The organism is Microbacterium resistens NBRC 103078 (assembly GCF_001552355.1).
GTDB lineage: Bacteria > Actinomycetota > Actinomycetes > Actinomycetales > Microbacteriaceae > Microbacterium > Microbacterium resistens.
Map to the genome: position 1 here is coordinate 1 of NZ_BCRA01000050.1, position 24,106 is coordinate 24,106.

22 protein-coding genes and 1 pseudogene are annotated in these 24,106 nt (G+C 70.8%); 17 read left to right on the forward strand and 6 right to left on the reverse strand.

The genetic code is table 11. The features are described from left to right. From MR1_RS09515 to MR1_RS09545, 7 genes and pseudogenes are all read left to right on the forward strand, one after another. Nucleotides 1–431: pseudogene (locus tag MR1_RS09515) on the forward strand (4-(cytidine 5'-diphospho)-2-C-methyl-D-erythritol kinase); the annotation flags it as partial. Between the two features lie 114 nt (nucleotides 432–545). Further along, on the forward strand, nucleotides 546–956 hold the full coding sequence (locus MR1_RS09520; RefSeq protein ID WP_067245485.1) for a hypothetical protein: 411 nt from the start codon (nucleotides 546–548) through the stop codon (nucleotides 954–956). A 107-nt stretch (nucleotides 957–1,063) separates the two neighbouring features. Continuing rightward, on the forward strand, nucleotides 1,064–2,053 hold the full coding sequence (locus tag MR1_RS09525) for a LacI family DNA-binding transcriptional regulator (protein WP_067245486.1): 990 nt from the start codon (nucleotides 1,064–1,066) through the stop codon (nucleotides 2,051–2,053). A gap of 46 nt (nucleotides 2,054–2,099) precedes the next feature. Continuing rightward, nucleotides 2,100–3,731, forward strand: coding sequence for a multiple monosaccharide ABC transporter ATP-binding protein (gene mmsA / locus MR1_RS09530; RefSeq protein WP_174522527.1), 1,632 nt, complete (start codon nucleotides 2,100–2,102; stop codon nucleotides 3,729–3,731). Then, nucleotides 3,728–5,050: a multiple monosaccharide ABC transporter permease gene (gene mmsB, locus MR1_RS09535; RefSeq protein ID WP_067245488.1), complete on the forward strand. Its 1,323-nt coding sequence runs from the start codon at nucleotides 3,728–3,730 to the stop codon at nucleotides 5,048–5,050. Before mmsA ends, mmsB begins: the two co-directional genes overlap by 4 nt. Nucleotides 5,051–5,092: 42 nt before the next feature. Then, nucleotides 5,093–6,226 carry a substrate-binding domain-containing protein gene (locus tag MR1_RS09540; protein ID WP_067245490.1) on the forward strand — a complete coding sequence of 378 codons (1,134 nt, stop codon included), beginning with the start codon at nucleotides 5,093–5,095 and terminating at the stop codon, nucleotides 6,224–6,226. A gap of 142 nt (nucleotides 6,227–6,368) precedes the next feature. Next, the gene (locus tag MR1_RS09545; RefSeq protein ID WP_067245492.1) at nucleotides 6,369–7,157 is read left to right on the forward strand and encodes a hypothetical protein; all 789 of its coding nucleotides are present in this window, start codon (nucleotides 6,369–6,371) and stop codon (nucleotides 7,155–7,157) included. Between the two features lie 109 nt (nucleotides 7,158–7,266). Here MR1_RS09545 and MR1_RS09550 read toward each other — a convergent pair whose 3' ends face one another. After that, nucleotides 7,267–8,616: an HNH endonuclease signature motif containing protein gene (locus MR1_RS09550; protein WP_067245495.1), complete on the reverse strand. Its 1,350-nt coding sequence runs from the start codon at nucleotides 8,614–8,616 to the stop codon at nucleotides 7,267–7,269. A gap of 190 nt (nucleotides 8,617–8,806) precedes the next feature. Here MR1_RS09550 and MR1_RS09555 point away from each other — a divergent pair, with 190 nt between their 5' ends. From MR1_RS09555 to MR1_RS09565, 3 genes are all read left to right on the forward strand, one after another. Next, complete coding sequence (locus tag MR1_RS09555) at nucleotides 8,807–10,630, forward strand: ABC-F family ATP-binding cassette domain-containing protein (protein ID WP_067245499.1); 1,824 nt, start codon at nucleotides 8,807–8,809, stop codon at nucleotides 10,628–10,630. A 73-nt stretch (nucleotides 10,631–10,703) separates the two neighbouring features. After that, nucleotides 10,704–11,348 (forward strand): TetR/AcrR family transcriptional regulator, encoded by a 645-nt coding sequence (locus tag MR1_RS09560; protein WP_067245501.1) that lies wholly within the window; start codon nucleotides 10,704–10,706, stop codon nucleotides 11,346–11,348. 329 nt (nucleotides 11,349–11,677) lie between these two features. Further along, nucleotides 11,678–13,390, forward strand: a complete 1,713-nt coding sequence (locus tag MR1_RS09565) for a Na+/H+ antiporter (RefSeq protein WP_067245503.1) — start codon at nucleotides 11,678–11,680, stop codon at nucleotides 13,388–13,390. Nucleotides 13,391–13,423: 33 nt separating this feature from the next. On the opposite strand, the gene MR1_RS09570 is transcribed toward MR1_RS09565, so the two are convergent. Further along, nucleotides 13,424–14,350 (reverse strand): L,D-transpeptidase, encoded by a 927-nt coding sequence (locus MR1_RS09570; RefSeq protein WP_067245507.1) that lies wholly within the window; start codon nucleotides 14,348–14,350, stop codon nucleotides 13,424–13,426. A 168-nt stretch (nucleotides 14,351–14,518) separates the two neighbouring features. On the opposite strand from MR1_RS09570, the gene MR1_RS09575 reads away from it, so the two are divergent. The 4 genes from MR1_RS09575 (at nucleotide 14,519) to MR1_RS09590 (ending at nucleotide 17,985) form a co-directional block, all read left to right on the forward strand. Next, nucleotides 14,519–15,427, forward strand: a complete 909-nt coding sequence (locus tag MR1_RS09575) for a MetQ/NlpA family ABC transporter substrate-binding protein (protein WP_067245510.1) — start codon at nucleotides 14,519–14,521, stop codon at nucleotides 15,425–15,427. 87 nt (nucleotides 15,428–15,514) lie between these two features. After that, complete coding sequence (locus MR1_RS09580; RefSeq protein ID WP_067245511.1) at nucleotides 15,515–16,552, forward strand: methionine ABC transporter ATP-binding protein; 1,038 nt, start codon at nucleotides 15,515–15,517, stop codon at nucleotides 16,550–16,552. Continuing rightward, a complete protein-coding gene (locus MR1_RS09585) occupies nucleotides 16,552–17,211 on the forward strand; it encodes a methionine ABC transporter permease (RefSeq protein WP_067245513.1) in 660 nt (219 codons plus the stop codon). The genes MR1_RS09580 and MR1_RS09585 overlap by 1 nt, the downstream gene beginning before the upstream one ends. Before the next feature lie 87 nt (nucleotides 17,212–17,298). Next, nucleotides 17,299–17,985 (forward strand): DedA family protein, encoded by a 687-nt coding sequence (locus MR1_RS09590; protein WP_084344505.1) that lies wholly within the window; start codon nucleotides 17,299–17,301, stop codon nucleotides 17,983–17,985. Here MR1_RS09590 and MR1_RS09595 read toward each other — a convergent pair. After that, nucleotides 17,948–18,886 carry a pseudouridine synthase gene (locus MR1_RS09595; RefSeq protein ID WP_217996214.1) on the reverse strand — a complete coding sequence of 313 codons (939 nt, stop codon included), beginning with the start codon at nucleotides 18,884–18,886 and terminating at the stop codon, nucleotides 17,948–17,950. The two genes, MR1_RS09590 and MR1_RS09595, sit on opposite strands and share 38 nt — an antisense overlap. Before the next feature lie 24 nt (nucleotides 18,887–18,910). Beyond that, nucleotides 18,911–19,492, reverse strand: coding sequence for a hypothetical protein (locus MR1_RS09600; RefSeq protein WP_067245518.1), 582 nt, complete (start codon nucleotides 19,490–19,492; stop codon nucleotides 18,911–18,913). Between the two features lie 161 nt (nucleotides 19,493–19,653). Here MR1_RS09600 and MR1_RS09605 point away from each other — a divergent pair, with 161 nt between their 5' ends. Both MR1_RS09605 and MR1_RS09610 read left to right on the forward strand, forming a co-directional pair. Then, on the forward strand, nucleotides 19,654–20,979 hold the full coding sequence (locus tag MR1_RS09605; RefSeq protein ID WP_067245521.1) for a hypothetical protein: 1,326 nt from the start codon (nucleotides 19,654–19,656) through the stop codon (nucleotides 20,977–20,979). A 1-nt stretch (nucleotide 20,980) separates the two neighbouring features. Then, complete coding sequence (locus MR1_RS09610; protein ID WP_067245525.1) at nucleotides 20,981–21,466, forward strand: hypothetical protein; 486 nt, start codon at nucleotides 20,981–20,983, stop codon at nucleotides 21,464–21,466. 11 nt (nucleotides 21,467–21,477) lie between these two features. Here the strand turns inward: MR1_RS09610 and MR1_RS09615 are convergent, their stop codons facing one another. Continuing rightward, on the reverse strand, nucleotides 21,478–21,987 hold the full coding sequence (locus MR1_RS09615; protein WP_067245528.1) for a MarR family winged helix-turn-helix transcriptional regulator: 510 nt from the start codon (nucleotides 21,985–21,987) through the stop codon (nucleotides 21,478–21,480). Nucleotides 21,988–22,190: 203 nt separating this feature from the next. On the opposite strand from MR1_RS09615, the gene MR1_RS09620 reads away from it, so the two are divergent. Beyond that, nucleotides 22,191–23,582 carry a GntP family permease gene (locus tag MR1_RS09620; RefSeq protein ID WP_067245533.1) on the forward strand — a complete coding sequence of 464 codons (1,392 nt, stop codon included), beginning with the start codon at nucleotides 22,191–22,193 and terminating at the stop codon, nucleotides 23,580–23,582. A 22-nt stretch (nucleotides 23,583–23,604) separates the two neighbouring features. Here MR1_RS09620 and MR1_RS09625 read toward each other — a convergent pair whose 3' ends face one another. Beyond that, a complete protein-coding gene (locus tag MR1_RS09625; RefSeq protein WP_067245536.1) occupies nucleotides 23,605–24,084 on the reverse strand; it encodes a GNAT family N-acetyltransferase in 480 nt (159 codons plus the stop codon). Nucleotides 24,085–24,106 lie beyond the last annotated feature (22 nt).

Sequence of the window (24,106 nt, forward strand, 5' to 3'; positions counted from 1 at the left end):
TGGCGCGCGGCCGGCTCGACTGGGTGCTCGTCCCGAGCGACGAGGGCATGTCCACGCCGGCGGTCTACGGCCGCCTGGATGCGCACCGCGACGAGGAGGGGGCGCTCGCCGACGACCCGCCGCTCTCGCTCGACGTCCCGCCGGCGGTGCTGCAGGCGCTGCGCGCGGGCGATCCGCACGTGCTCGCCGACGAGCTGCACAACGACCTGCAGGTCGCGGCCCTTCTGGAGCGACCGGATCTGCAGACGGTGATCGACGAGGGCGTGGCCGCCGGGGCGCTGCGGGGGATCGTCTCCGGCTCCGGCCCGACGGTCGCGCTGCTGTGCGAGGGGCCGGGCATCGCCGCCCGGGTCCGGGAGCGTCTGGGCGCGTCCGGACGCCGGGCGCTGCACGTGCATGGCCCGGTCCCCGGAGCGCGGGTCATCGGCTGAACCCCGGATGAACGGTCGCCGACGACTCCGAATCCGTGATCGGGAGCGCCGGGTCCTTCCGTAGCGTGACGTCCAGATGCAGCGGAACCGCTGCCAGGACGACGGGAGATCCGGATGGGACTGTTCAACCGCAAGTCGATGCAGGAGCGCCAGGCCGACGCCGCCAGGATGGCCGAGGACATCGCCGAGGGGCGCGGGTTCATGGGCCGGATGACCAAGGCCTTCATGGGCAGCGAGTTCACGGACAGCATGAAGCAGGGGATGGCCGCGCTGAACGCTCCCGAGCAGTTCGCGGCGCTGGTCGCGTCCGGCGTCCCGGTGGAGATCGCGACGGTCGTGTCGGTGCAGGACACCGGGATGACGATCAACGACAACCCGAGCGTGGTCCTCGTCGTGGATCTCGACGGGCGACAGCAGGCGCTCACCACCCTGGTCTCGCGCCTGGAGATCCCGCGGGGCGGCGACCGGGTGCGGCTGGCGCGGGACCCGCAGACGACCCGGCTCCTCTACGGCGGACTGGCCTAGCGCCGGCGCGGATGCGGCGGACCCGGAGGCAGGTCATAATGGGGAGACTCATGTGACCGTGCACATTCCGGGAGGCCGTGTTGTCCAGCCCTCCCGATCGCGCCCGGATGCCGAGCATCCGGGACGTGGCGCGGCTGGCCGGCGTCTCGCACCAGACCGTGTCGCGGGTGCTCAACGAGCATCCCAGCATCCGGCCCGAGACGAAAGCCCGGGTCCTGGACGCGATCGCGGTCCTCGACTACCGGCCGAACGTCGCCGCCCGCGCGCTGGCCACCAGCCGCTCCAGCACGCTCGGGATCCTCTCGGCCACCACGGGGGAGTTCGGCCCCACCTCGTCCATCGCGGCGATCGAGGACGCCGCGCGCGCCGAGGGATACTCGGTGAGCACCCTGAACCTGCCGGAGACGACGCCGGAGGCGATCGGCGCCGCGGTGCGCCAGCTCGTGCGCGAGCACGTGGACGGGATCGTCGTCCTCGCGCCGCAGGTCCGCGTGTTCAACGTGCTGCGGGGGACGGCGGTCGCGGTCCCGTTCGTGAGCCTGCAGACGGCCTCGGGGTCCGACGGCGTGAGCCTGTCCGCGGACCAGGTCGCCGGCGCCCGCATGATCACCGAGTACCTGATCCGGCTCGGTCACACCGACATCCTGCATCTCGCGGGTCCGCAGGACTGGATCGAGGCCGAGTCGCGGATGCGGGGGTACCTCGAGGCCCTGCGGGACGCGGACCTGCCGACGTTCCCCCCGATCCGCGGCGACTGGACGGCGGACTTCGGGTACTTCGCGGGGCAGGAGCTCGCCCGCCGCCGTGACTTCACGGCCGTGTTCGCCGCGAACGACATCATGGCGATCGGGCTGATGCACGGCTTCCGCGACGCCGGGCTGCGCGTGCCCGCCGACGTGAGCGTGGTCGGGTTCGACGACATCCCGGTCGCGGCGCACGTCGCCCCGCCGCTGACGACGATCCACCAGGACTTCCCCGAGCTCGGGCGTCGCGCCGTGCAGATCCTCCTCGCCCTCATCCGCGGGGAGGAGCCGCCGTCGTTCGGGCCGGTGGTGCCCGTCCTCTGCGGTCGCGAATCCGCCGCGTCACGGTCCTGACGCGAATCGCGCGCCGCACTTGACAGTGCGGGGGCGGCGATGCACGATGTTACCCAATGTGAACGGTCACATCGGAGGTGGCCGTCGGTATCGAGGAAGTCCCGTGAGCACCACAGCAACGTTGCCGGCCGTGTCGGGCCCCATCCTGGAGATGCGGTCCATCACGAAGCAGTTCCCGGGCGTGAAGGCGCTCGCGGACGTCTCGCTGACGGTCCGGACCGGCGAGATCCACGCGATCTGCGGGGAGAACGGCGCCGGCAAGTCGACCCTGATGAAGGTCCTGTCCGGCGTCTACCCGTACGGCTCCTACGACGGCGAGATCCTGCTCCACGGCCAGGAGCAGCGCTTCCGCGACATCGCGGCGAGCGAGGCCGCGGGCATCGTGATCATCCACCAGGAGCTGGCGCTGATCCCCGAGCTGTCGATCACCGAGAACATCTTCCTCGGCAACGAGATCCGCCGCGGCGTCCGCATCGACTGGACCGAGCAGAAGCGCCGCACCGTGGAGCTTCTGGCGCGGGTGGGGCTCAACGAGGACCCCGACATCGCCGTCAAGCACCTCGGCGTCGGCAAGCAGCAGCTGATCGAGATCGCCAAGGCGCTGAACAAGGACGTGAAGCTCCTCATCCTGGACGAGCCGACGGCCGCGCTGAACGAGAACGACTCGCAGCACCTGCTCGATCTCATCCTCGGGCTCAAGGCCAAGGGGATCACGTCGATCATCATCAGCCACAAGCTCAACGAGATCGAGCAGATCGCGGACGAGATCACCATCATCCGCGACGGCCGCATGGTCGAGACGCTCGACATCGGCCGGGGGGAGATCAACGAGGACCGCATCATCCGCGGCATGGTCGGACGCTCCCTGGAGAGCCGATACCCCGACCGCGAGCCCGAGATCGGCGAGGTCTTCTTCCAGGTCAAGGACTGGTGGGTCCAGCACCCCACGGTCTCCGAGCGGATGGTCGTGAAGGGGTCGGGCATCGAGGTGCGCCGCGGCGAGGTCGTCGGCATCGCCGGGCTCATGGGCGCGGGGCGCACCGAGTTCGCGATGAGCATCTTCGGGCGCTCCTACGGGACGTTCCTGTCCGGGACCGTGATCAAGGACGGCCGCGAGATCACGATCCCCGACGTGCGCAGCGCCATCCGCCACGGCCTGGCCTACGTCAGCGAGGACCGGAAGGTGCTCGGGCTCAACCTCCTCGACAGCATCAAGAGGTCCATCGTGTCGGCGAAGCTCTCCAAGATCGCCCGGCACGGCGTCGTCGACGACCGGGCCGAGGCATCGGTCGCCGAGCGGTACCGTCGGTCGCTGCGCATCAAGACGCCGACCGTGGAGCAGGGCGTGAACACGCTCTCCGGCGGCAACCAGCAGAAGGTCGTGCTGGCGAAGTGGATGTTCACGGATCCGGATCTGCTCATCCTCGACGAGCCCACGCGCGGGATCGACGTGGGCGCGAAGTACGAGATCTACGCGATCATCAACGAGCTCGCAGCGCAAGGCAAGGGCGTCGTCGTCATCTCCAGCGAGCTGCCGGAGCTGCTCGGCATCTCCGACCGCATCTACACCGTCTTCGAGGGACGCGTCACCGACTGCATCCCCGCATCCGAAGCCACCCCGGAGGCGCTCATGCGCAGCATGACCTCCCTGACCCAGAAGGCGCAGACCACCGCATGAGCACGACGACCGAGACCGAGAAGCGCGGCTTCCATTTCGGCGACATCCGGAAGATGTTCGGCGGGGGGCAGTCCACCGGCCGGCAGTTCGGCATCCTGGGCAGCCTGATCGTCATCATCGCGGTGTTCCAGATCTGGACGCTGGTGGCCAAGGGCACCGGGCTCACGCTCGCGCCGGGGAACGTCATCAACGTCGTCAACCAGTACTCCTACATCCTGATCCTCGCGATCGGGATGGTGATGGTCATCATCATGGGCCACATCGACCTGTCGGTCGGCTCGGTGGCCGCCTTCACCGGGATCATCGTCGCCAAGTCCATGGCGGAGTGGCACTGGCCCTGGTGGGCGGCCATCCTGCTGGGCGTGGGCGTGGGCGTCCTCGTCGGGGCGTGGCAGGGCTTCTGGGTCGCGTTCGTCGGGGTCCCCGCGTTCATCGTGACCCTGGCCGGCATGCTCTTCTTCCGGGGCGCCAACCAGTTCATCGGGGACTCGGCGACCGTGCCGGTGCCGAAGGAGTTCCAGTACATCGGGGCCGGATACCTCCCGGAGCTGGCGCTTCCGCTGAACTTCAACGTGCCGACGATGATCCTCGCGGTGCTGGCCGTCTGCTGGGTGGTCGGGTTCGAGTTCTGGCTGCGCCGGTCGCAGCGCACGATCGGGGCCGAGCAGGCGCCGCTGTGGGTGAGCATCGTCAAGGTGGTGCTGATCTCCGCCGTCATCCTCTACGCCGGCTGGTTGTTCGCGACCGGCCGCGAGGGCACGAGCTTCCCGATCTCCGGCGTGATCCTGCTCGTGCTCGTCATCCTGTACACGTTCCTCACGCGCAACACCGTGTTCGGGCGGCACATCTACGCCGTGGGCGGCAACCGCCAGGCCGCCCGGCTCTCGGGCGTGAAGGATCGCTGGACGGACTTCTTCGTGATGATGAACATGTCGGTCCTGGCCGCGGTCGCCGGCATGATCTACGTCGCCCGCGCCACCGCCTCCGGTCCGCAGGACGGCAACGGCTGGGAGCTGGACGCGATCGCCTCGGTCTTCATCGGCGGCGCGGCCGTCTCCGGAGGCATCGGCACCGTGATCGGCTCCATCATCGGTGGCCTCGTCATGGCCTTCCTCAACAACGGTCTCGCGCTTCTCGGCTTCGGCGCCGACGTCGTCTCGATGATCAAGGGCCTCGTGCTGCTCGTCGCGGTCGGCATCGACGTGTGGAACAAGCAGCAGGGACGCCCCTCCGTGACCGGGTTCCTCACCCGGCGCCTCTCCCGGCGCGAGCCGGAGCCCTTCCCGACCCCCGCGAGCCCGTCGGCGAGCGGAAAGTAGGCGGTCGTCGCCGCGACCGCCGGACACCAGAAAAGAGATCACATGAAGAAGCGAATCCTGCTCGGGGCGACAGCGCTCGTCGCCGCCGGCGTCATGGCTCTCGCCGGCTGCTCCTCGGAGCGCGGCGGCGGCTCGGGCGGCACCTCCGAGGGCGGATCCGAGACCTCCGCTCCCGCCGGTTTCGAGGCGGGCGCGACGATCGGCGTCGCCCTCCCGGACAAGACCAGTGAGAACTGGGTGCTCGCGGGCAAGCTGTTCACGGACGGGCTCGAAGAGGCCGGGTTCAAGGCCGACGTCCAGTACGCCCCGGCCAGCAACACCGTGGCCGAGCAGCAGAACCAGATCCAGGCCATGGTCACGGGCGGCGCGAAGGTCATTATCATCGGCGCGAAGGACGGCAAGCAGCTGTCCACGCAGGTGCAGGCCGCGCACGAGGCCGGGGCGACGGTCATCGCCTACGACCGTCTGATCGAGAACACGGACGCGGTCGACTACTACGTCGCCTTCGACAACTTCAAGGTCGGACAGCTCCAGGGCCAGGCGCTCCTGGACGGCCTCGAGGCCCGCGCCGGTCACCCGGCCCCCTACAACGTCGAGCTGTTCTCCGGGTCGCCCGACGACGCCAACTCGGCGGTCTTCTTCGACGGGGCCATGGAGGTCCTCCAGCCGAAGATCGACGACGGCACGCTCGTCGTGGCGTCCGGGCAGACCGACATCAAGCAGACGGCGACCGACGGCTGGAAGGCCGAGAACGCGCAGCGCCGGATGGACTCGATCCTCACCTCGACGTACGGGGACAAGACCGTGGACGGCGTGCTGTCGCCGAACGACACGCTGGCCCGGGCGATCATCACCTCCGTCCAGCAGGCCGGCAAGCCGGTCCCGGTCGTGACGGGGCAGGACTCCGAGGTCGAGTCGGTCAAGTCGATCATGGAGGGCATCCAGTACTCCACGATCAACAAGGACACCGCGCTGCTCGTGGAGCAGTCGATCAAGATGGTCGGCCAGCTCCAGAAGGGCGAGAAGGTCGACGTCAACGACACCGAGCAGTACGACAACGGCGTGAAGGTCGTTCCCTCGTACCTGCTCGACCCGGTCATCGTCACGAAGGAGAACGCCGCCGAGGCGTACGCCAACGTGCCGAACCTGCTGGAGATCGTCAAGCAGTACCAGTGACGCGTCACGAGTCGTGACAAATCGAGGGGCCGTGCGGAGGAGACTCCGCACGGCCCCTCGGCGTCGGGCCGGAGGCGGAGCCCGGGACACTCGCGGACGTCCGTGCAGGCACGGGCTGTTCGCCCTCGCCTAAGGTGTCCCCATGTCTTCCGCTGACCCGCCCTCGGCCCGTGCGCTGCGCGCATTCGGCGCCGACACGGATGCGCTCGAACGGCTCTCCGGAGGGCGCGGACTCACATGGCGGACGGGCGCCATGGTGCTGCGGCCGTCCGCCGGTGACGGCGAGACGGCGTGGAAGGCCGAGCTCCTTTCCGTCCTCGCGCACACCGACGGCTTCCGCACGCCGCGGCCGATCCGTTCGCGCTCGGGGGAGTGGACCGTGGACCGGTGGGAGGCATGGCAATGGCTTCCGGGCGCCACGGACGAGTCCCGCGTCGCCGACGTGCGGGCGGCGGGAACCGCCTTCCATGCGGCCGTCGCCGATCTCGACAGGCCTGCGTTCCTCGACACCGCCCAGGACGCGTGGGCCCGGGCCGACCGTATCGCGTGGGAGGAGGAGCCGATTCCCGCGGACGACACGCTCCATCGTCTCGCCGATGCTTTCGAGCCCGTGCGCGCGCGTTCGCAGCTCGTGCACGGAGACCTCTTGGGGAACGTGATGTTCGCGTCGGGCCAGGCGCCGACGATCATCGACTGGGCCCCCTACTGGCGTCCGACGGGCTACGCCGACGCGATCGTCATCGCGGACGCGGCGTGCTGGCACGGCCTGTCCCTCGCGCGGCTGCACGACCTGGTGGCGGGGATCCCGGACGGTCGCCAGCACCTCGTGAGGGCGCTGACGTTCCGGATCTCGACGTTCATCCTCAACGGGCTCTGGGACCACCGGATGCGCGATCGTCATGCGGGCGTGGTGGAGGCCGCACTGCGGTGAGCACCGGCGGCGCGGCCCGGCGTCGGAAATCGGGCGTCAGCGGCATCGCCGCACGCGACGGATCGCCGCGGATGAGCGCAGGTCAGCCGGTGAGGGACAGGAGCGAGCGTCAGCCGGTGAGGGACGGGAGCGCGGGATCGGTCCTCGCCCGTCCGCCGAGACGGGGCGTGCGCGCCGGATCGGTCCACGGCGGCGGGAGGAACCACACGCGCGCCGCGACACCGGTGCCGTCGATCCGGATGTCCCAGCCGTTGTCGTGGATGAGATGGTGGCAGGTCTCGCAGAGGAGGACCCCGTTGTCGAGATCGGTGGGACCGGTGTCACGCTGCCACCACCGGATGTGGTGGACCCGGGTCAGATGCGGCGGGAGACCGCACATCGCGCACCCGCCGTCGCGTTCGGTCAGCGCGAGCTTCTGAGCCCGGCTGAAGAGCCGCCGCCGTCGACCCCAGTCGAGGACCTCTCCCCGGCTGCCGCAGACCCAGGGGATGACGCTTCCCCCGGCCGCCATCCGGCGGGCCGTGGCGATGCTCACCGGCTGTGCGATGCCGTCGATCATCGCGGACCCCGTGCCCGTCTGGAGGTCGCCGAGCCCGACGCGCACGACGACCGTGGCGCCGTTCAGGGGCGTGCTCCGCTCGCAGCCGAGCGCATGGGCGGCGAGATGGGACAACGCATCCGCGCGGATCTGCGCGACCGGGCGGCGGTCGGCGTCCATGGCCCCGGGGTGGCGCCCCTCACGCGTGGCCGCGAACTCCGCGGAGACGTATCCGTCGATCGCGGCGAGGAGAGGGGCGCCGGATTCCGGGTCGAATCGGCCGTCGAGGTGGATCATGCCGTCCCGCTCGACGATCGTCAGCGAGCGCTGCGCGCGCAGCTGCTCCTCCCGGGGCGCGACGCCGTCCGGGTCCAGCCAGGCCTCGGCGCGAACGATCAGTCTCCGGATCTCGTCCATCGAGAGTCCCGGCACCTGCTCCGTCAGCACCTGCTCCGCTTCGGCGATCCGCTGTGCGCCGACCTTCACGCGCACCCGGTCGAGCAGCGCGATGACCGCACCGGCCGCGGAGGCGCCGATCGTGCCCGCGTGCAGCGCGGCCTGCACCGCCGGATACCGTGCCGGCATCGGCTCACCGATCAGGTTGGTCCGCGGTGCCGTGGCCTCGCCGACCTTCACGAGGCACTGCGCCTCGCCCGCGGAGGCGCCGGTGCTCGTCGCGATGAGGTGGGCGGGCGTACGGAAACCCTGCTGCTTCGCCAGGCTCTCCGGCCCGAGCTCCGGGCGGGACTCCTCCGCGATGCGGGCGGCGATCTCGGCGTGCACCGCGTCGAGCCGGCGCCGGACCAGACCGGCGGCGTCGTTCGCGGCGATCAGGTCCGCGCGGGTGAGCGTGGCCCCGTCCGACCGCGCCGACGCCAGGGCGGCGGCCGCCTGCTGGAGGATGCGGATCAGATCGGGCATACTCCGAGCCTAGCTTCAGACGGCCCGACATTCGAAGAAACATTCTAAGAGAGACTCATCCGTGACCCGGAATGCAGGCATGTCGGATCCTCTGCCGTCCGGGGCGACATCCTCAAGAGCGACGAGGGGTGCGAGCCCCCTCCCGGCGGGCGCCGAACGTGCGCGCGGAGCCGTCTACCCTGGTAAGGACATGGCACATCTTCTCGGGGCCGAAGGCCTCCACCTCGAATTCCCCACCCGCATCGTCTTCGACTCCGTCACCCTCGGGGTCGAGGAGGGGGATCGCATCGGGATCGTCGGACGCAACGGCGACGGGAAGTCGAGCCTCCTGGCGATGCTCGCCGGTCGCCTCGACCCCGACGCCGGCCGGGTGACGGTCCGCGGCGGAACGCGGATCGGCGTGCTCGACCAGGCCGACGTCCTCGACGACGCGCTGACCGTCGCCGCGGCCATCGTCGGCGATGTGCCGGAGCACGAGTGGGCGGGGGACCCGCGGGTCCGCGACGTCATCGACGGGCTGGTCGGCGACCTCGAATGGACGGCTCCCGTGGCGGCGCTCAGCGGTGGCCAGCGGCGCCGGGTGGCGCTCGCGCGGCTGCTGGCGGGCGACTGGGACATCATCGCGCTGGACGAGCCCACGAACCACCTGGACGTCGAGGCGATCACCTGGCTCGCGGCCCACCTGAAGAAGCGCTGGGCGGCGAACCAGGGCGCGCTCCTGGTCGTCACCCACGACCGGTGGTTCCTCGATGAGGTGTGCACGGAGACCTGGGAGGTGCACGACCGGATCGTCGAGCCCTTCGAGGGCGGGTACGCGGCGTACATCCTGCAGCGGGTCGAGCGCGACCGCATGGCGGCGGCGACCGAGGCCAAGCGGCAGAACCTCGCCCGCAAGGAGCTCGCCTGGCTCCGTCGCGGCGCCCCGGCGCGGACGAGCAAGCCGAAGTTCCGCATCGACGCGGCCAACGCCCTCATCGCGGACGTGCCGGAGATCCGGGACCGCGTCGCGCTGCAGTCGCTCGCGGTGTCGCGACTGGGCAAGGACGTCGTGGACCTGGTCGACGCCGGCGTCACGTATCCCGCGACCGACCTGAGCCCGGAGCGGACCGTGCTGCGTGACGTGGAGTGGCGGATCGCGCCGGGGGAGCGCACCGGGATCCTCGGCGTCAACGGCGCGGGGAAGTCCACGCTCCTGGGTCTCGTCGCCGGGACGATCGCGCCGACCTCGGGGCGCGTCAAGCATGGCAAGACCGTCCAGGTGCGCACGCTGACCCAGCGCCTGGACGAGCTCACGGAGGTCTGGGACGACCCCGTGCGCGTGGTGATCGGGCGCCTGCGGACCACGTACACGTTCGGGACCGGATCCAAGGCCGCCGAGCTCACGCCGGGCCAGCTCCTCGAGCGGCTCGGGTTCTCCTCCGCGCAGCTGTCCACCCCGGTGAAGGACCTGTCGGGCGGGCAGCAGCGGCGACTCCAGCTGCTGCTCGTGCTCCTCGACCAGCCGAACGTGCTGATCCTCGACGAGCCGACGAACGACATGGACACGGACATGCTCGCGGCGATCGAGGACCTGTTGGACTCGTGGCCGGGCACGCTCATCGTCGTCTCGCACGACCGGTACTTCCTGGAGCGGGTGACGGATCAGCAGTACGCGATCCTCGACCAGCGTCTGCGTCATCTTCCCGGCGGAGTCGACGAGTACCTGCGTCTGCGGGAGCGCGAGCAGGCCACCGGAGCCTCGGTCGTCGAGCGCGGGAACCGAGACGAGACGCCGGCGCCGGCGACGGCCCTCGACGGCGCGGCGCGCCGGGCGGCGGAGAAGGAGGTCTCCGCGCTCGAGCGGCGCATGCAGAAGCTCGCGGCCCGGATCGACGCCGCCAAGCACGCCTTGGCCGAGCACGACCAGTCCGACTACGCCGGTCTCGGCGAGCGGATGAAGGAGATCTCCGCCCAGGAGGCGGAGGTGGCAGAGCTCGAGGAGCGCTGGTTCGCGCTGACCGAGCAGCTCGGCTGAGGGCGCGATTCCTGGACCCGGTTCCAATATCCCGGTTGCACCGCGAGGTGCGCCGCTCGCTACAGTGGAGCGGATGAGCACCGGGAGCCCTGCCGACGTGACCCGAGCCCGCCTCCTCTCCGCCGCTGCGGAGGAGTTCCTGGAGCGCGGCTATGCGGCCGCGTCGCTCTCTCGGATCGCCGAGCGGATCGGCCTCACCAAGGGGGCGTTCAGCCACCATTTCCCGACGAAGGACACGCTCATCGACGCCATGATGAGTCACGTCGTGACGCACGCGCCGGAGATCGTCCGCGCCGCGGAGGAGGCGTTTCCCGAGAGCCCGGTCCGCGCGTGCGTGGCGGTCATGGGCGGGACGGCGGCGGCCGCCCACCGCGATCCGGTCGTCGCGGCGGCCATGCTGCTCTTCCAGGATCTGTCCGTGGACAGCCGCCGGGTCGCGCCGATGCGTCGCACGATGGCGGAGATGCTGGAGGGCAGGCTGCGCGGCGCGGTCGAGCGGGAGGGATACACGCTCACGATGCCGATCGACGACGCCGTCCAGTACCTCGTCATCGTCCTGGAGGGGTTCCTCCCGGCGAGTCGGTTCCCGGACACGTTCCGCCCCCGTCATGAGCCCCTGTTCGTCCGAGCGGCGCTCGCGGGGATCGGGATCGGCGACGCGGAGGCGGTCGTCCGCGACGCTCTGACGCACCTGACCGTGGCGGAGAGCGCCGACTGAGATCCGACGCGGACGCGCCGGCGGTCCTGCGCGGTTGCGTCGTCGCTCGGCGGCGTCTACGCTCGACGGACGAGATAGACGACCGTCTATCTCCACTGGGGGCGAAGTCCGGGGGAGCCGGTCAGGGGGATGACCGCTCGCGCCGGACCTGGGCCCGCGCACGGTCGGACGATGCGCGGGCCCCGCCCGCCCCTGTCGTGACCGCGTCGCAGGGAATACCGTGACCCTGTCGGACGCTGAGACCCCCGCGGGCCTCGCCGCGCCCGCCCCTCGACGCCGCGATCGTCCGGACCCCGGACGCCCGATGGCCCGCGCCTCCGGAGGTGGACATGGAAGGTCTCGAGATCACGGTCCTGCTCGGACTCACGATCCTCGTCGGCACTCTGCTCGCCCCGCGGCTGCGCCTCGCGCTGCCGCTGGTCCTCGTGGTGCTCGGGCTCCTCCTCGGTTTCGTCCCGGCGCTGCGGCAGGTGCAGCTCCCGCCGGAGACGGTCCTGCTCCTGTTCCTCCCCGTCATGCTGTTCTGGGAGAGCCTCACCACGTCGCTGCGCTCCATCCGCCGCGATGTGCGCCACATCCTGCCGATGAGCACGCTGCTGGTCGTGGCGTCCGCGTTCGCCGTGGCGGGAGTGGCCGTGCTCCTCGGTCTGCCGTGGGAGATCGGCCTCACCCTCGGCGCCGCGGTCGCGCCGCCCGACGCCACCGCGGTCGCCGCGCTCGGACGGCTTCTGCCGCACCGCATGTTCATGAAGCTCAAGGCGGAGAGCCTCACCAACGACGGCACCGCGCTCGTGCTGTACGCGATCGCCGTGACGGTCGCGACCGGTGGGCGCATCACGCCGTGGTCGGTCACCGGGACCGTGATCGTGTCCTATCTCGGCGGGATCGCCGCCGGCGCGGCGGTGGCCGGGGCGGCCGCGATGGCGCTGCGCCGGATCCGGTCCACCCTCGCGATCAACCTCACGCTCCTGCTCGTCCCGTTCGCCGCCTTCCTCGTGGCCGAGCTCGTGCACGCCTCCGGGGTCCTCGCCGTGGTGGTCGCCGGTCTCGTCGTCGCGTACGTCCTGCCGCAGATCACGACGGCGGCCTCGCGCCGCCAGGCCGACGCCGCCTGGCCCTTCGGGGTGTTCCTGCTCAACGGAGCGCTGTTCGTCCTCATCGGGCTGGAGGTCCAGTACGTCGTCCACGAGGTTCCGTTCGCACGCATCGGCCGGCTCGTGCTCGTCACCCTCGCCGTCTGGGCGACCCTGTTCCTCGTCCGCTACCTCTTCCAGTGGCTGAGCGTCCCGTTCCTGCGCTCCGGCGGTCCTCGGCCGGCGTCCGGCGTCCGCGGTCGTGCGCGGCTGGTCTCGACGGTGGCGGGCATGCGAGGGGCGGTGTCCTTGGCCATCGCGCTGTCCGTGCCCCTGACCACGTCCGACGGCGGCGCCCTCACCGGACGGGAGGACGTCATCGTGGTCACGGCCGGGGTGATCCTGCTGAGCCTTCTCGTGCAGGGCCCCCTCCTGCCGGCGGTGGTGCGCTGGGCACGTCTGCCTGTCGATCACACCGAGGACGAGGAGTACGAGCTCGCTGAGAGGACGATCTCCGGTGCCGCGCTCACGGCTCTCGACGACCTGGCGCGCGAGCACGGCGTGAGCGACGAGGTGCGCGACCGGATCCGATTCGAGGGGTACCAGATGCTCGAGCTCGCCAACGCCAGGACCATGGCGCGGGAGCAGGCGCTCATCGATGCCGAGGCGGAGGCGCTGGACGTGCTCCTCGACGAGCCGGATCCGCTGGCCGCGTCGACCGGCGCCGCTGTCGAGGCGACGCCGTTGCAGATGATCGCCTCGTCCACGGACGTCGACCTGCGGCAGCGCTCGCCGATCCTGCGCCACGAGGAGCACACCCGGCTGAAGCTGGCGATGCTGGACCGCAAGCGCGAGGTGCTGCGGGGACTGCGCCGGGCGGGCACCGTGGACGATCTGGTCGTGCGCCGGGTCTCGGCGCGGCTGGATCTGGAGGAGGTCAGGCTGCGAGGCGTCGAGGAGCTGGCCTGAGGGCGTGCGGACCGGGCCGCATCGGCAGGTCGGTCAGGGGCGGATGAACACCCCGGTGCCCTGGGGGAGCTCCGCCAGCTTGGCGATCGCGGCCTCGTCCACCCGCAGGCAGCCGTTGGAGTTCGCCCCGGTGCGATCGTCGTGATAGTGGAACGCCGTGACGGCGGCCTCGGCACCGCCGAAGCCGTCCAGCGTCGGCGACTGCACCGACAGGTAGACCAGGGGGTGACCCCGGGTGTACTCGAACTCGGGCACGGCACGGGTCATCATGATGAAGGACCGGCCCAATGGCGTGGGCGACTCCGCCATGCCGGAGCCGAAGTCCGTCGCGATCGTCTCGCGCGCGCCGCCGCGGACGATCTCGATGGTGCGAGCGGAGAGGCTGACCTCGACGACGGCCTCGGCGGGGGCGAGCTCGACGTCGGCCGCACGGAGCCACCCCGTGATCTGGCCGGCGTTGCCGCCGGAGGGCAGGGCCTGGCGACCGGTGAGGAGCACCCGGACCCAGTTCTGCTGACGCTCCACCACGGCGACCGTGGTGCCGTCGAACGTGTAGTCGCGGGGGAGGGCGGCCACGGGCGGCCCGAGGGGGTCCGCCCAGACCGGTGCCGCCTCCCCGGTCACCCGGGCGGTCAGCCCGAGGAACGGCGCGTCGGGCGTCGGGTCGACGGGCAGGGCCGGGATGACGGCGAACACGTCCGCCTGGGGGAGGGTCGCCGTGTCGTACGCGATGTTGTTCGCGGGGAATCCGGCGGGAGTGGCGGAGGTCGGCGTGGGGGTCGCGGACGCGGACGCGGTGGGCTTCGGCGTCGGGTGTGTCACGGGCTCGGCGGGGCGGGGCCACAGCAGCACCGCGAGCAGGGCGACCAGCAGCGCCGCGATCAGGGCGACGAGCACCCACCCCCGGCGTCCGAAGCGGCGGCGAGGCGGGGTGTCGACGGTCTGGTCAGCGGCATCCACGGGTCCATCCTCCGACGGGCGGCCTCCGTGCGGCAACCGCGCTGTTCCCCTGCACGGCGCGCCGGGCGCCCGCCGCGCTCGCTGTGACGCCGTGTGACGGCCGGATTCGGACGGGACCGGATCCCGCATCTACCGTGTCTGAGTCCCCCGAGAGAGGAACCCACAGCCATGTCCCGTCGTCTCACCTCCGTGCTCGCCGCCGCCACCGCGGCCGCGGCGCTCGTCGTCTCCCTCGCCGGCTGCGCGTCCGGCTCCGCCGGTGCCGAGAACGGCTCCGCCCCCGACGAGGTCGTCACCATCGGCGTCGTCGGCAAGAGCGACGCCCAGTGGCCCGCCTTCGTCGCCGCCGCGAAGAAGGAGGGGATCACCGTCGAGCTGAAGGACTTCACGTCCTACGAGGAGCCCAACCCCGCCGTCACCGAGGGCGACCTCGACCTCAACCAGTTCCAGCACATCGTCTACCTCGCGCAGTACAACGTCGCCTCGGGAGAGGACCTGCAGCCGATCGGCTCGACGGCGATCTACCCGCTGGGCCTGTACTCGCAGAAGTACGACGACGTGAAGGACATCCCGGAGGGCGGAAAGGTCGCCGTCCCCGACGACGCCTCCAACCAGGCGCGCGCCCTCCTCGTCCTGCAGTCGGCCGGGCTCATCGAGCTCAAGAGCGGCGGGACGATCTTCTCGGATCTCGCCGACGTCGACGAGGGGAAGTCCAAGGTCGCCGTCACGGCCCTCGAGGCCGCGCTGATCCCGACCTCCCTTCCGGACGTGGACGCCGCGATCATTAACAACGACTTCGTCGAGCAGGCCGGTCTCTCCTTCGAGGACGCGATCGCCCAGGACGACCCGCAGGACCCCAACGCCCTGCCGTACGTCAACATCTTCGCGGCGCGCGCGGAGGACAAGGACAACGAGACCTATAAGAAGCTCGTCGAGATCTTCCAGACCGACCCGGCGGTGCAGAAGGGGCTGCTCGAGTCCTCGGGCAACACCGGCGTGCCGCTGCAGACGCCCGCGGAGGACCTGCAGGCGTCGCTGACGACGGTCGAGAAGGACGTGAAGGCCCACAAGGGCTGACCGCGCCTCTCCCCGCGCAATGAGAGAATCGGGCGGCGCCACGAGCGTCGCCCGATTCGTCCTGTCGAAGCACACCGGAGCACCACCATGCCGATCGTGAGTCTGCGAAACGTCACGAAGTCCTACCCGTCGCCGCAGCGCGACGCCCCCGCCGTGACCGCGGTGGACGACGTGTCCCTCGACATCGAGAAGGGCGATGTCTTCGGCATCATCGGCTATTCCGGGGCGGGCAAGTCCACCCTCGTGCGCCTGATCAACGCCCTGGAGCCGGCCTCCTCCGGCTCGATCGTCGTCGACGGGACGGACATCACGACGCTGCCGGAGAAGGCCCTTCGGACGCTGCGCGGCGGCATCGGGATGATCTTCCAGCAGTTCAACCTGTTCTCGTCGAAGACCGTGCGGGCGAACGTCGCCTACCCCCTGAAGCTCGCCGGCTGGTCGAAGGCGGACATCGACGCCCGGGTGAGCGAACTGCTGGCCTTCGTCGGCCTGAGCGACAAGGCCCGCGCCTACCCGGAGCAGCTCTCCGGCGGCCAGAAGCAGCGCGTCGGCATCGCGCGCGCGCTGGCCACCCGTCCCGCCATCCTGCTGGCCGACGAGGCCACCAGCGCCCTGGATCCCCAGACGACGCACGAGGTGCTCGCGCTGCTTCGCCGGGTGAACGAGGAGCAGGGCGTGACGATCGTGATCATCACCCATGAGATGGACGTGATCCAGACGCTCGCGACCAAGGTCGCCGTGATGGAGAACGGACGTGTCGTGGAGAAGGGCGACGTCTTCCAGGTCTTCTCCGACCCGCAGAACCCCGCCTCGCAGCGCTTCGTCGGCACGGTGATCAAGGGCGTGCCCTCGCCGGCCGAGATCGCGACCCTGCGGGAGCGGCACGCGGGCCGGCTCGTGACCTTCTCGTTCCGCGACGGCTCCGCCTCCCAGGCACAGGTCTTCGTCGACCTCGCCCAGGCCGGGCTGGAGTTCGAGCTCGTTTACGGCGGCATCAACGACATCCGCGGCCGCGCGTTCGGGCACCTCACCCTCGCCATCCGCGGCGACGAGGCCGTGCTGCGCCGCACTCTGGCGGCGATCGCCGAGAGGGTCGACGTGACCGAGACCGGGGAGGTGCGCTGATGGACCGGCTCATCGAGCTTGCCCCCGAGTTCTGGACCGCGGCGGCCGAGACGCTGTACATGGTCGCGATCGCCCTCGTGGCGGGCGGGCTGCTCGGCGGCGTGATCGGCACGGGGCTCTACACGACACGTCCGGGCGGACTGCTGCGCAACCGCGTCGTCTACGGCATCCTCAACCTCCTGGTGAACTTCTTCCGCCCGATCCCGTTCGTGATCTTCATCGCGGCGATCCAGCCGCTCACCCGGGCGGTGATCGGCAGCGGGATCGGCATCAACGCGGCCGCGTTCGCCCTCTCGCTGGCCGCGTCCTTCGCCATCGGGCGCATCGTGGAGCAGCATCTCCTCGCGGTGTCGCCGGGGGTGATCGAGGCGGCCCGCGCCATGGGGGCGGGCCCCTGGCGGATCCTCGCGACCGTCGCCATCCCGGAGGCCCTGGGCGGGCTGATCCTCGGGTACACCTTCATCGTCGTCGGCATCATCGACATGACGGCGATGGCGGGCGCGCTCGGTGCGGGCGGGCTCGGGCACTTCGCGCAGTCGTACGGTTTCCGCCAGTTCGAGCCCGTGGTGATGTGGGCCGCGATCGTGCTCATCGTCGTCTTCGTCCACCTGGTGCAGACGCTCGGAACCTGGCTCGCCCGCGTCGTGATGCGGCGCTGACGCGGGGCGAAGATCATCCTCCCGTAGGGGGTCGGACGGTACCGCAGGAGGACGAGGGGCGGGGGAGCGTCTTCGTACCGTGGTGTCATGGCCGACCTCCTCCCCGCGCTCCTGACGACGCCGTGGCTGCCCCTGGTGGTCTTCGCGTTCTGCCTCATCGACGGCTTCTTCCCTCCGATCCCGAGCGAGACCGTCGTGATCGGGGCGCTCACCCTGATGCTGTCGGCGGGCACGGCGGCCGGGGGAGCGCCGTACGCTGCGGCCGGGGTCATCGCGGCGGCCGCGCTGGGCGCCGCGGCGGGGGACAGCATCGCCTACTACCTCGGCCGCCGATTCGGGCTCGCGCGCTGGGCGTGGCTGCGCCGGCCGCGCGTGCAGAAGGCGCTGGAGTGGGCAGGGGCCCGGGTGCATGCCCGACCGGCGATGCTGCTGCTGACGGCCCGCTACATCCCCGTCGGGCGGGTCGCGGTGAACATGACCGCCGGCGCCACCCGCCTGCCGTACCGGCGCTTCCTGCCGCTGAGCCTGCTCGCGGCGGTCTGCTGGACGGCGATGAGCATCCTGCTGTCCGTGTTCGCGGCGAGCTGGCTGGGGCACTCGCCGGTCCTCGCGGCCGTGGTCGGCGTCGTGATCTCGGTGATCCTCGGCCTGGCCGTGGACCTCGTCGCCCGGCTCGTCCGGAGGGTCCTGAAGCGCCACGACGGCGCGGCGGAGGACGCCGACGCGGCCGGAGCGGTCAGCGCCGGGGAGCGGCGCTCAGAGCTCGTCGGGTGACGAACCGGCGGTCCTCGCCGGTGAGCGGATCGGTGAAGCGCAGCTCCCGGGCGAGCAGCTGGAGCGGGTGCGTGAAGTCGTCCGGCGCCTCCGGGAGAAGGTCCGGGTAGAAGCCGTCCCCGAGGATCCCCGCCCCGAGCGCCGCGAGGTGCACACGGAGCTGATGCATGCGTCCGGTGTGCGGACGAAGACGGGTGTGCAGGACCGCGTCGTCGAACCCGATCAGCTCGATCCGCGTCTCGGCGTTCGGCTCGCCCTCCCGGTCCACCTGGACCGTGACGGTGCCGCGGAGCTTGTCGATCCGGTTGCGGTAGACGATCGGGAACTCGCGACCCGCCAGCCGCGGGCGCGTCGGGTCCCAGTCCGCGGGCAGGGCGGAGACCGCCTCGTACACCTTCTCGACCTCGCGCCGCTCGAACAGGAGCTGGTACGCGCCGCGGGTCTGCGCGCGGGCGGAGAACATCAGCAGGCCCGCGGTGGCGCGATCGAGACGGTGGATCGGCGTCAGCTCGGGGTTCTCCAGTCGGTTGCGCAGCCGGACCAGCGCCGAATTCTGCAGGTACTTGCCGCCCGGGGTGGTCGGCAGGAAGTGCGGTTTGTCGATGACCACGAGGTCGTCGTCGACGTGGAGGATCTCCTCCTGGAACGGGATCTCCCGCTCGACGGGCGGCTCGCGGTAGTACCAGACGAAGTCGTGCGCGCCGAGGGCGGTGCCCCGCGTGAGCGCGGAGGCGTCCGCCGCGACGATCTCGCCCCGGTCGAAGCGCCGCAGGAGCCGCTCGGGGTCGAGGTGGAAGAACCGCTCGACCATGTAGTCGGCGATCGTCGGCCACGGGCCGGTGCGGGGGACGCGCAGGCGGGTGGCGCCGACGCCGTCGCGAACGGGGAGCGGGGACGCCATGCCCATGGATCGACCGTCGCCGGGCTATCGTGCGTCGTAGCGGCAGGTGACCGTGCCCGTGCCCGTCTCCTCCACGACGATCTCGCCGTTCCAGAGGATCTGGCACTCGACCTGCGCGGAGGCGTCCTCGCGGGCGGCCTCGACGGTCAGCTCCGCCCAGGAGCCGGTGGTCGGGAAGCTCTTGTATCCGCCGTCGGAGGGCCAGGTCATCGTGTCCGACTCGCCCTCGGAGGAGAAGGTCGCGTGCAGGGTGCCCGGGCCCTGACCGCGCAGCTCGACCTGGTCGTGCGGGGCGGACAGCGCGGCGAGGCCGAAGAGGAAGACGGCGAGCAGCGCCACGTCCACGGCCAGCGCGACGATCGCCGAGACCAGGGCGGCGCGAGGACGGCGGGCACGGATGCCGAGCACGAGCCCCGTGACGGCGGCCGCGGCCGCGATCACCAGCAGGATCCCGAAGACGATGTTGCGCGGTGCGAGGTACGGGATCACCAGGGCGGCGCACAGGAGCAGGGCCGCGGACGACAGCCAGATGGCGGTCGTCGCCGTGCGTGACCGGACCCGTGAAGGCGCGTCGGATGCGGCCGGGAGAATGGTGTCGTCAGACATGAGGCGCTCTCGAAACTTCTGGGGGCGTGCCCGACTTGCCGCAGGGCGTGGACTACTCTACCTGCGGGGGGAGAGTCGCGCTTCTCGTGCTCTTCGATCCGTCCTCATCGGGCGAACGACGAGCGACGGGCTCCCCGGACGACGATGCAGGGAGATGTGCGGTGGCGACCTACGGCGAACTCGACACGATCATCGGCCAGATGAAGAAGGCGGCGATCGACTGCTGGATGGCGGATCAGGACTTCGACCCCACCTGGGGCAACGCGGACTGGTCCTACAACAAGTGGGGCTGGGCCCCCTACCAGTACCGGCGGCCCGCGGCGGACGGCAGCGGGGGCGGTCAGAGCGTCGGCTACGGCGACGGCGTGACGTGCGAGGCGCAGTTCGACGAGATCCGTTCGGCGATCGACAGTCTCGTCGAGCGCTGGAAGGGGCTGCCGACGGGATCGGCCGCGGAAGGGCCGCAGGGGCAGAACGCCGCGGCGGCCGCGATCCTCGGCAGCGGCGGAGCCGGGCCCTCGGTGCAGAACAGCGGTGAGATCTCCGACGCGAACAACAAGGTGTACGGCGCCGTCCAGGAGATGAAGGGCCTGTTCGTGGCCCCGTTCCTGATGAAGTACTGCACGAAGACCTCGACGATCCAGAGCGGACTGGCTCAGGCGAACGTCATCCTCCACGCGAACTACTCCGCGCAGGCCGCGATGTGGACCGCGGTCCGCAACGACGTGGCGACGATCTGCGACAACGCGCGCAAGGCCTGGAAGACGCAGGCGGAGACCGCCGCCGCCGAGAACGCGAAGTTCCAGCTCTCCGTCGCGGGGGCCGTCGTGTCGGCCGTCGCCGCGGTGGTCACCGCACCGACCGGGCTCGGCGTCGCCGTCGGGGCGCTGGCCACGGTGGCGGCCGGCATCACGACGGCCGTGGCCAAGGTCTCGGAGAACGCCGCCGTGGAGATCTCGGGGAACTCCTACAGCAGCATCTACACGTCCACGGCCGAGGCGCTGAACAAGCTGAACGAGTCGATCACGGCGCAGGAGAGGGCCCTGAACGACGCGATGACCGAGGCGATGAACACGATCCACGGCAACATCGCGGACTACAACCTCGACGCCGTCTCGCTCGGAGACATCCCCGCCACGGACGGGACGATGCAGATGGACCGGACGCTGTCCTCGACCGCCTCCAGCCACATGGTCCTCGTCGACGAAGCGCTCGCCGAGGCCCGCACGGCGCTGGGGAGCCCCCCGGGGTCGAACCCGACCCCGCGCAGCTCCCTGGTGGGCGTCTATCAGGGCACCCATGCGTCGGCGACCGCGCTGTGGACGCTGACTGCGCGCTGCCTCGAGCTGACCTCGGCCGAGTACAACCGCGGACGCATGCTGTTCGACGCGACGGTCGAGGACTACTTCTCGGCGGACGCCTCCGCGAAGCAGAAGGTCGCCGAGCTCCTGGCGGACGAAGCGTTGACGACCGAGGTGGGAGTCTGACATGTGGGAGAGCCGAGTCCTCGGGTCGATCGAACTCGACGGCGGGTCCGGAGGCGGGTGGATGGACACCGAGATCGACTTCCTGGGCACGCCCGTGCCGGTCCGTCTGGAGATCGACCACCCGGACCGTCTGACGCAGTCGTTCATCGACGGGCTCGACGTCGTCCTGGAGCGGCTGGAGATCCCGGACCGGATCTCGCGGGACGCCATCGCCTCCGCGCTGCGCAATGAGGCGTCCGCACCGGCGCAGCTGTACCGGGCGTGGGAGCGGACGCCGTCGGGCGCCCGGCGCTCCACCGACGAGTTCCTCGCCGGGCTGCAGCCGAGGAGGATGACGATCACACCGGACGGCGGGCGAGTGAACCTCGACCGGGTCGTGCTGAAGTACGGCCTGGCGGACGCGTCGGTGTCGGGCGAGATCACCGTGCGTCTGCCCGCGGCCTCCAGCGGACCCGAGATCGACCCCGCGCCGCGTCAGGGGTACTGAGGGGGCCGCCCTCAGAGGTCGAAGCTGAGGCTGAGCTTTCGCAGCAGGGCCGCGAGGCGGTCGCGGTCGCCGCGGGAGAGCGCCGACAACAGCGTCGCCTCGGCGTCCACCAGCCGGGTGATCGCGGCGTCCACGCGGACGCGTCCGTCGTCGGTGAGCGTGACGAGGACGCTGCGTCCGTCGCCGGGATCGGACTCGCGTCTCACCAGGCGGCGTCCGACGAGCCGGTCGATGCGGTTCGTCATCGTCCCGCTCGTCACCAGGGTCTGCTGCATGAGCTGCTTCGGCGAGAGCTGGAACGGCGCCCCCGCGCGACGCAGCGCCGAGAGCACGTCCCATTCCCACGCCTCGAGGTCGCTGCGGCGGAACACGTCCCGACGTGCGCGGTCGAGGTGGTGCGAGAGCCGGTCGACGCGGGAGAGGACCTCCAGCGGCGAGAAGTCGAGGTCGGGGCGCTGACGGTCCCAGGCCGCCACGATCCGATCGACCTCGTCGCCCTGTGCGGCCGCGTCCGTGTTCATCCGCCCATTATCCCGCCCGCGCCGTGCGGGTTCGTTCCTCCGGCTCCTGCGACGCCTGGTCCGGAGCGCACGACGGCCGGAACGATGCGGGGGAGCGAGGGTTCCGTCGTCCGTGACCGCGCCGAGTCACCGGCCGGGGTGGCCACGGGTATCGCGGACACATATTCTGGAGTGCAATATTGCCGGATGACGTGTGGGGTGCGATGGAAGACTGGACACAGACGTTGGGGGCCGGTCCTCTGCTCGCGATCGCAGCGGCCGCCGTTGCCCTGATCCTCTTCCTCGTCATCACGGTGAAGCTGCATGCCTTCCTCGTGCTGGTCCTGGTGTCACTGCTCACGGCGATCGCGACCGGGCTTCCGCTGAACGCCCTGGTGAACGAGGTCCTGGTGTCGAGCTTCGGCGGGACGCTGGGCTCGGTCGCCCTGCTCATCGGGCTCGGCGCGATCATCGGACGCCTCATCGAGTCCTCGGGAGGCGCCAAGGTGCTCGCCGACCGGATGGTCGGACTGTTCGGCGAGCGGCGAGCCGCGTTCGCCCTGGGTCTCACCTCGCTCGTGCTCGGGTTCCCGATCTTCTTCGACGCCGGCCTCATCGTCATGCTGCCGATCATCTTCGCGGTCGCGCGGCGCATCGGCGGCAACAACCTCCTGCTGTACGGGTTCAGCGGCGCGGCCGCCTTCTCGGTGATGCACGTGTTCCTCCCTCCGCACCCGGGGCCCGTCGCCGCCGGGGAGTTCTTCGGCGCCGACCTCGGGATGGTGATGCTCCTCGGCATCACCGTCGTGATCCCGACCTGGTACGTCTCCGGTTACCTCTGGGCGAGGTTCGTCAACGCCCGATTCCCCATGGTCGTCCCCGCGCTGTTCGGGATGACGGACGAGGACCAGCCGGCGAACCCGCCACGCGTGAGCACCGTCGTGATGATCCTGCTGCTGCCGCTCGCGCTCATCTTCCTGAACACCGGACTCAACACCCTCGGCAGCGGCGGCGTCGTCGACCGCGACGAGACGTGGGTGCAGGCGCTGATGCTGATCGGCACCTCGCCGGTCGCCCTGCTGATCACCGCGCTCGTCGCCCTGCTCGTATTGGGGAGGTTCCGCGGCGAGACCGGCAGTGCCCTGGAGAAGCTCGTGGACGGGACGCTGGGCACGGTCTCGTCGGTGATCCTCATCACGGGGGCGGGCGGCATGTTCGGCGGCGTGCTGCGCGCCTCTGGCATCGGTGACGCCCTCTCCGAGAGCCTGTCTGATCTGGGCCTGCCCGTGATCTTCGCCGCCTATCTCATCGCCGTGGCGCTGCGCGTCGCCCAGGGATCCGCGACGGTCGCGCTGGTCACCACGGCCGGGCTGGTCGCCCCTGCGGTGTCGGCGTCCGGGTTCTCGCCCATGCAGGTGGCGGCGATCACGCTCGCCGCGGCGGCGGGGTCGGTCTTCGCCAGCCATGTCAACGATTCCGGGTTCTGGCTGGTCGGGCGCTTGATGGGGATGGACGTCAAGACGACGCTGAAGACCTGGACCGTGCAGCAGTCGATCCAGTCGGTCGTGGCCTTCCTCATCGTTCTGGCGGTCTACAGCGTGGTCGGCGTCGCGTAGCCGCGGAAGATCGCCGCCGGGGCTAGGTGTTCGGCGAGGGCGGGAAGCGGGCCGTGAGGAAGACGCTGTGCGGATCTTCGTCGTAGTGGCCGAATGGCGCGCACTCGCGGAAACCGCTCCGTGCGTAGAGGCGCCGCGCCGGAGCGAAGAAGTCGGCGGTCCCGGTCTCCAGGGAGACGCGACGGATCCCTCGCCCACGAGCATCGTCGAGCACATGGCGCACGAGCGCTCCCGCGACGCCGCGACCCCGCCACGGCGGTGCGGTGCGCATCGATTTGAGCTCCTCGTGCGCGGACTCCAGCGGGACGAGCGCCGCGGTCCCGACGACGGCTTCGTCGAGGGTGGCGACGAACAGGCGCACCCCCGGCACGAACAGTCTCGTCGCGTCCAGCGCGTGGCGGCTCTCCGGCGGGGCCGTCGGCGCCAGCTCGGCGAGGTGCGCGGAGAGGAACTCCTGAACCGCAGGCGTGGGCCCCGCCGCCCGTTCGATGCGTATCGTCATGCCCCGACGATGCCCGAGAGCT

Coding starts and splice junctions, on each gene's coding strand:
- MR1_RS09520 (WP_067245485.1), top strand. CDS start 546: ATGGGACTGTTCAACCGCAAGTCGATGCAGGAGCGCCAGGCCGACGCC.
- MR1_RS09525 (WP_067245486.1), top strand. CDS start 1,064: ATGCCGAGCATCCGGGACGTGGCGCGGCTGGCCGGCGTCTCGCACCAG.
- mmsA (WP_174522527.1), top strand. CDS start 2,100: ATGTTACCCAATGTGAACGGTCACATCGGAGGTGGCCGTCGGTATCGA.
- mmsB (WP_067245488.1), top strand. CDS start 3,728: ATGAGCACGACGACCGAGACCGAGAAGCGCGGCTTCCATTTCGGCGAC.
- MR1_RS09540 (WP_067245490.1), top strand. CDS start 5,093: ATGAAGAAGCGAATCCTGCTCGGGGCGACAGCGCTCGTCGCCGCCGGC.
- MR1_RS09545 (WP_067245492.1), top strand. CDS start 6,369: ATGTCTTCCGCTGACCCGCCCTCGGCCCGTGCGCTGCGCGCATTCGGC.
- MR1_RS09550 (WP_067245495.1), bottom strand. CDS start 8,616: ATGCCCGATCTGATCCGCATCCTCCAGCAGGCGGCCGCCGCCCTGGCG.
- MR1_RS09555 (WP_067245499.1), top strand. CDS start 8,807: ATGGCACATCTTCTCGGGGCCGAAGGCCTCCACCTCGAATTCCCCACC.
- MR1_RS09560 (WP_067245501.1), top strand. CDS start 10,704: ATGAGCACCGGGAGCCCTGCCGACGTGACCCGAGCCCGCCTCCTCTCC.
- MR1_RS09565 (WP_067245503.1), top strand. CDS start 11,678: ATGGAAGGTCTCGAGATCACGGTCCTGCTCGGACTCACGATCCTCGTC.
- MR1_RS09575 (WP_067245510.1), top strand. CDS start 14,519: ATGTCCCGTCGTCTCACCTCCGTGCTCGCCGCCGCCACCGCGGCCGCG.
- MR1_RS09580 (WP_067245511.1), top strand. CDS start 15,515: ATGCCGATCGTGAGTCTGCGAAACGTCACGAAGTCCTACCCGTCGCCG.
- MR1_RS09585 (WP_067245513.1), top strand. CDS start 16,552: ATGGACCGGCTCATCGAGCTTGCCCCCGAGTTCTGGACCGCGGCGGCC.
- MR1_RS09590 (WP_084344505.1), top strand. CDS start 17,299: ATGGCCGACCTCCTCCCCGCGCTCCTGACGACGCCGTGGCTGCCCCTG.
- MR1_RS09595 (WP_217996214.1), bottom strand. CDS start 18,886: ATGGCGTCCCCGCTCCCCGTTCGCGACGGCGTCGGCGCCACCCGCCTG.
- MR1_RS09600 (WP_067245518.1), bottom strand. CDS start 19,492: ATGTCTGACGACACCATTCTCCCGGCCGCATCCGACGCGCCTTCACGG.
- MR1_RS09610 (WP_067245525.1), top strand. CDS start 20,981: ATGTGGGAGAGCCGAGTCCTCGGGTCGATCGAACTCGACGGCGGGTCC.
- MR1_RS09615 (WP_067245528.1), bottom strand. CDS start 21,987: ATGAACACGGACGCGGCCGCACAGGGCGACGAGGTCGATCGGATCGTG.
- MR1_RS09620 (WP_067245533.1), top strand. CDS start 22,191: ATGGAAGACTGGACACAGACGTTGGGGGCCGGTCCTCTGCTCGCGATC.
- MR1_RS09625 (WP_067245536.1), bottom strand. CDS start 24,084: ATGACGATACGCATCGAACGGGCGGCGGGGCCCACGCCTGCGGTTCAG.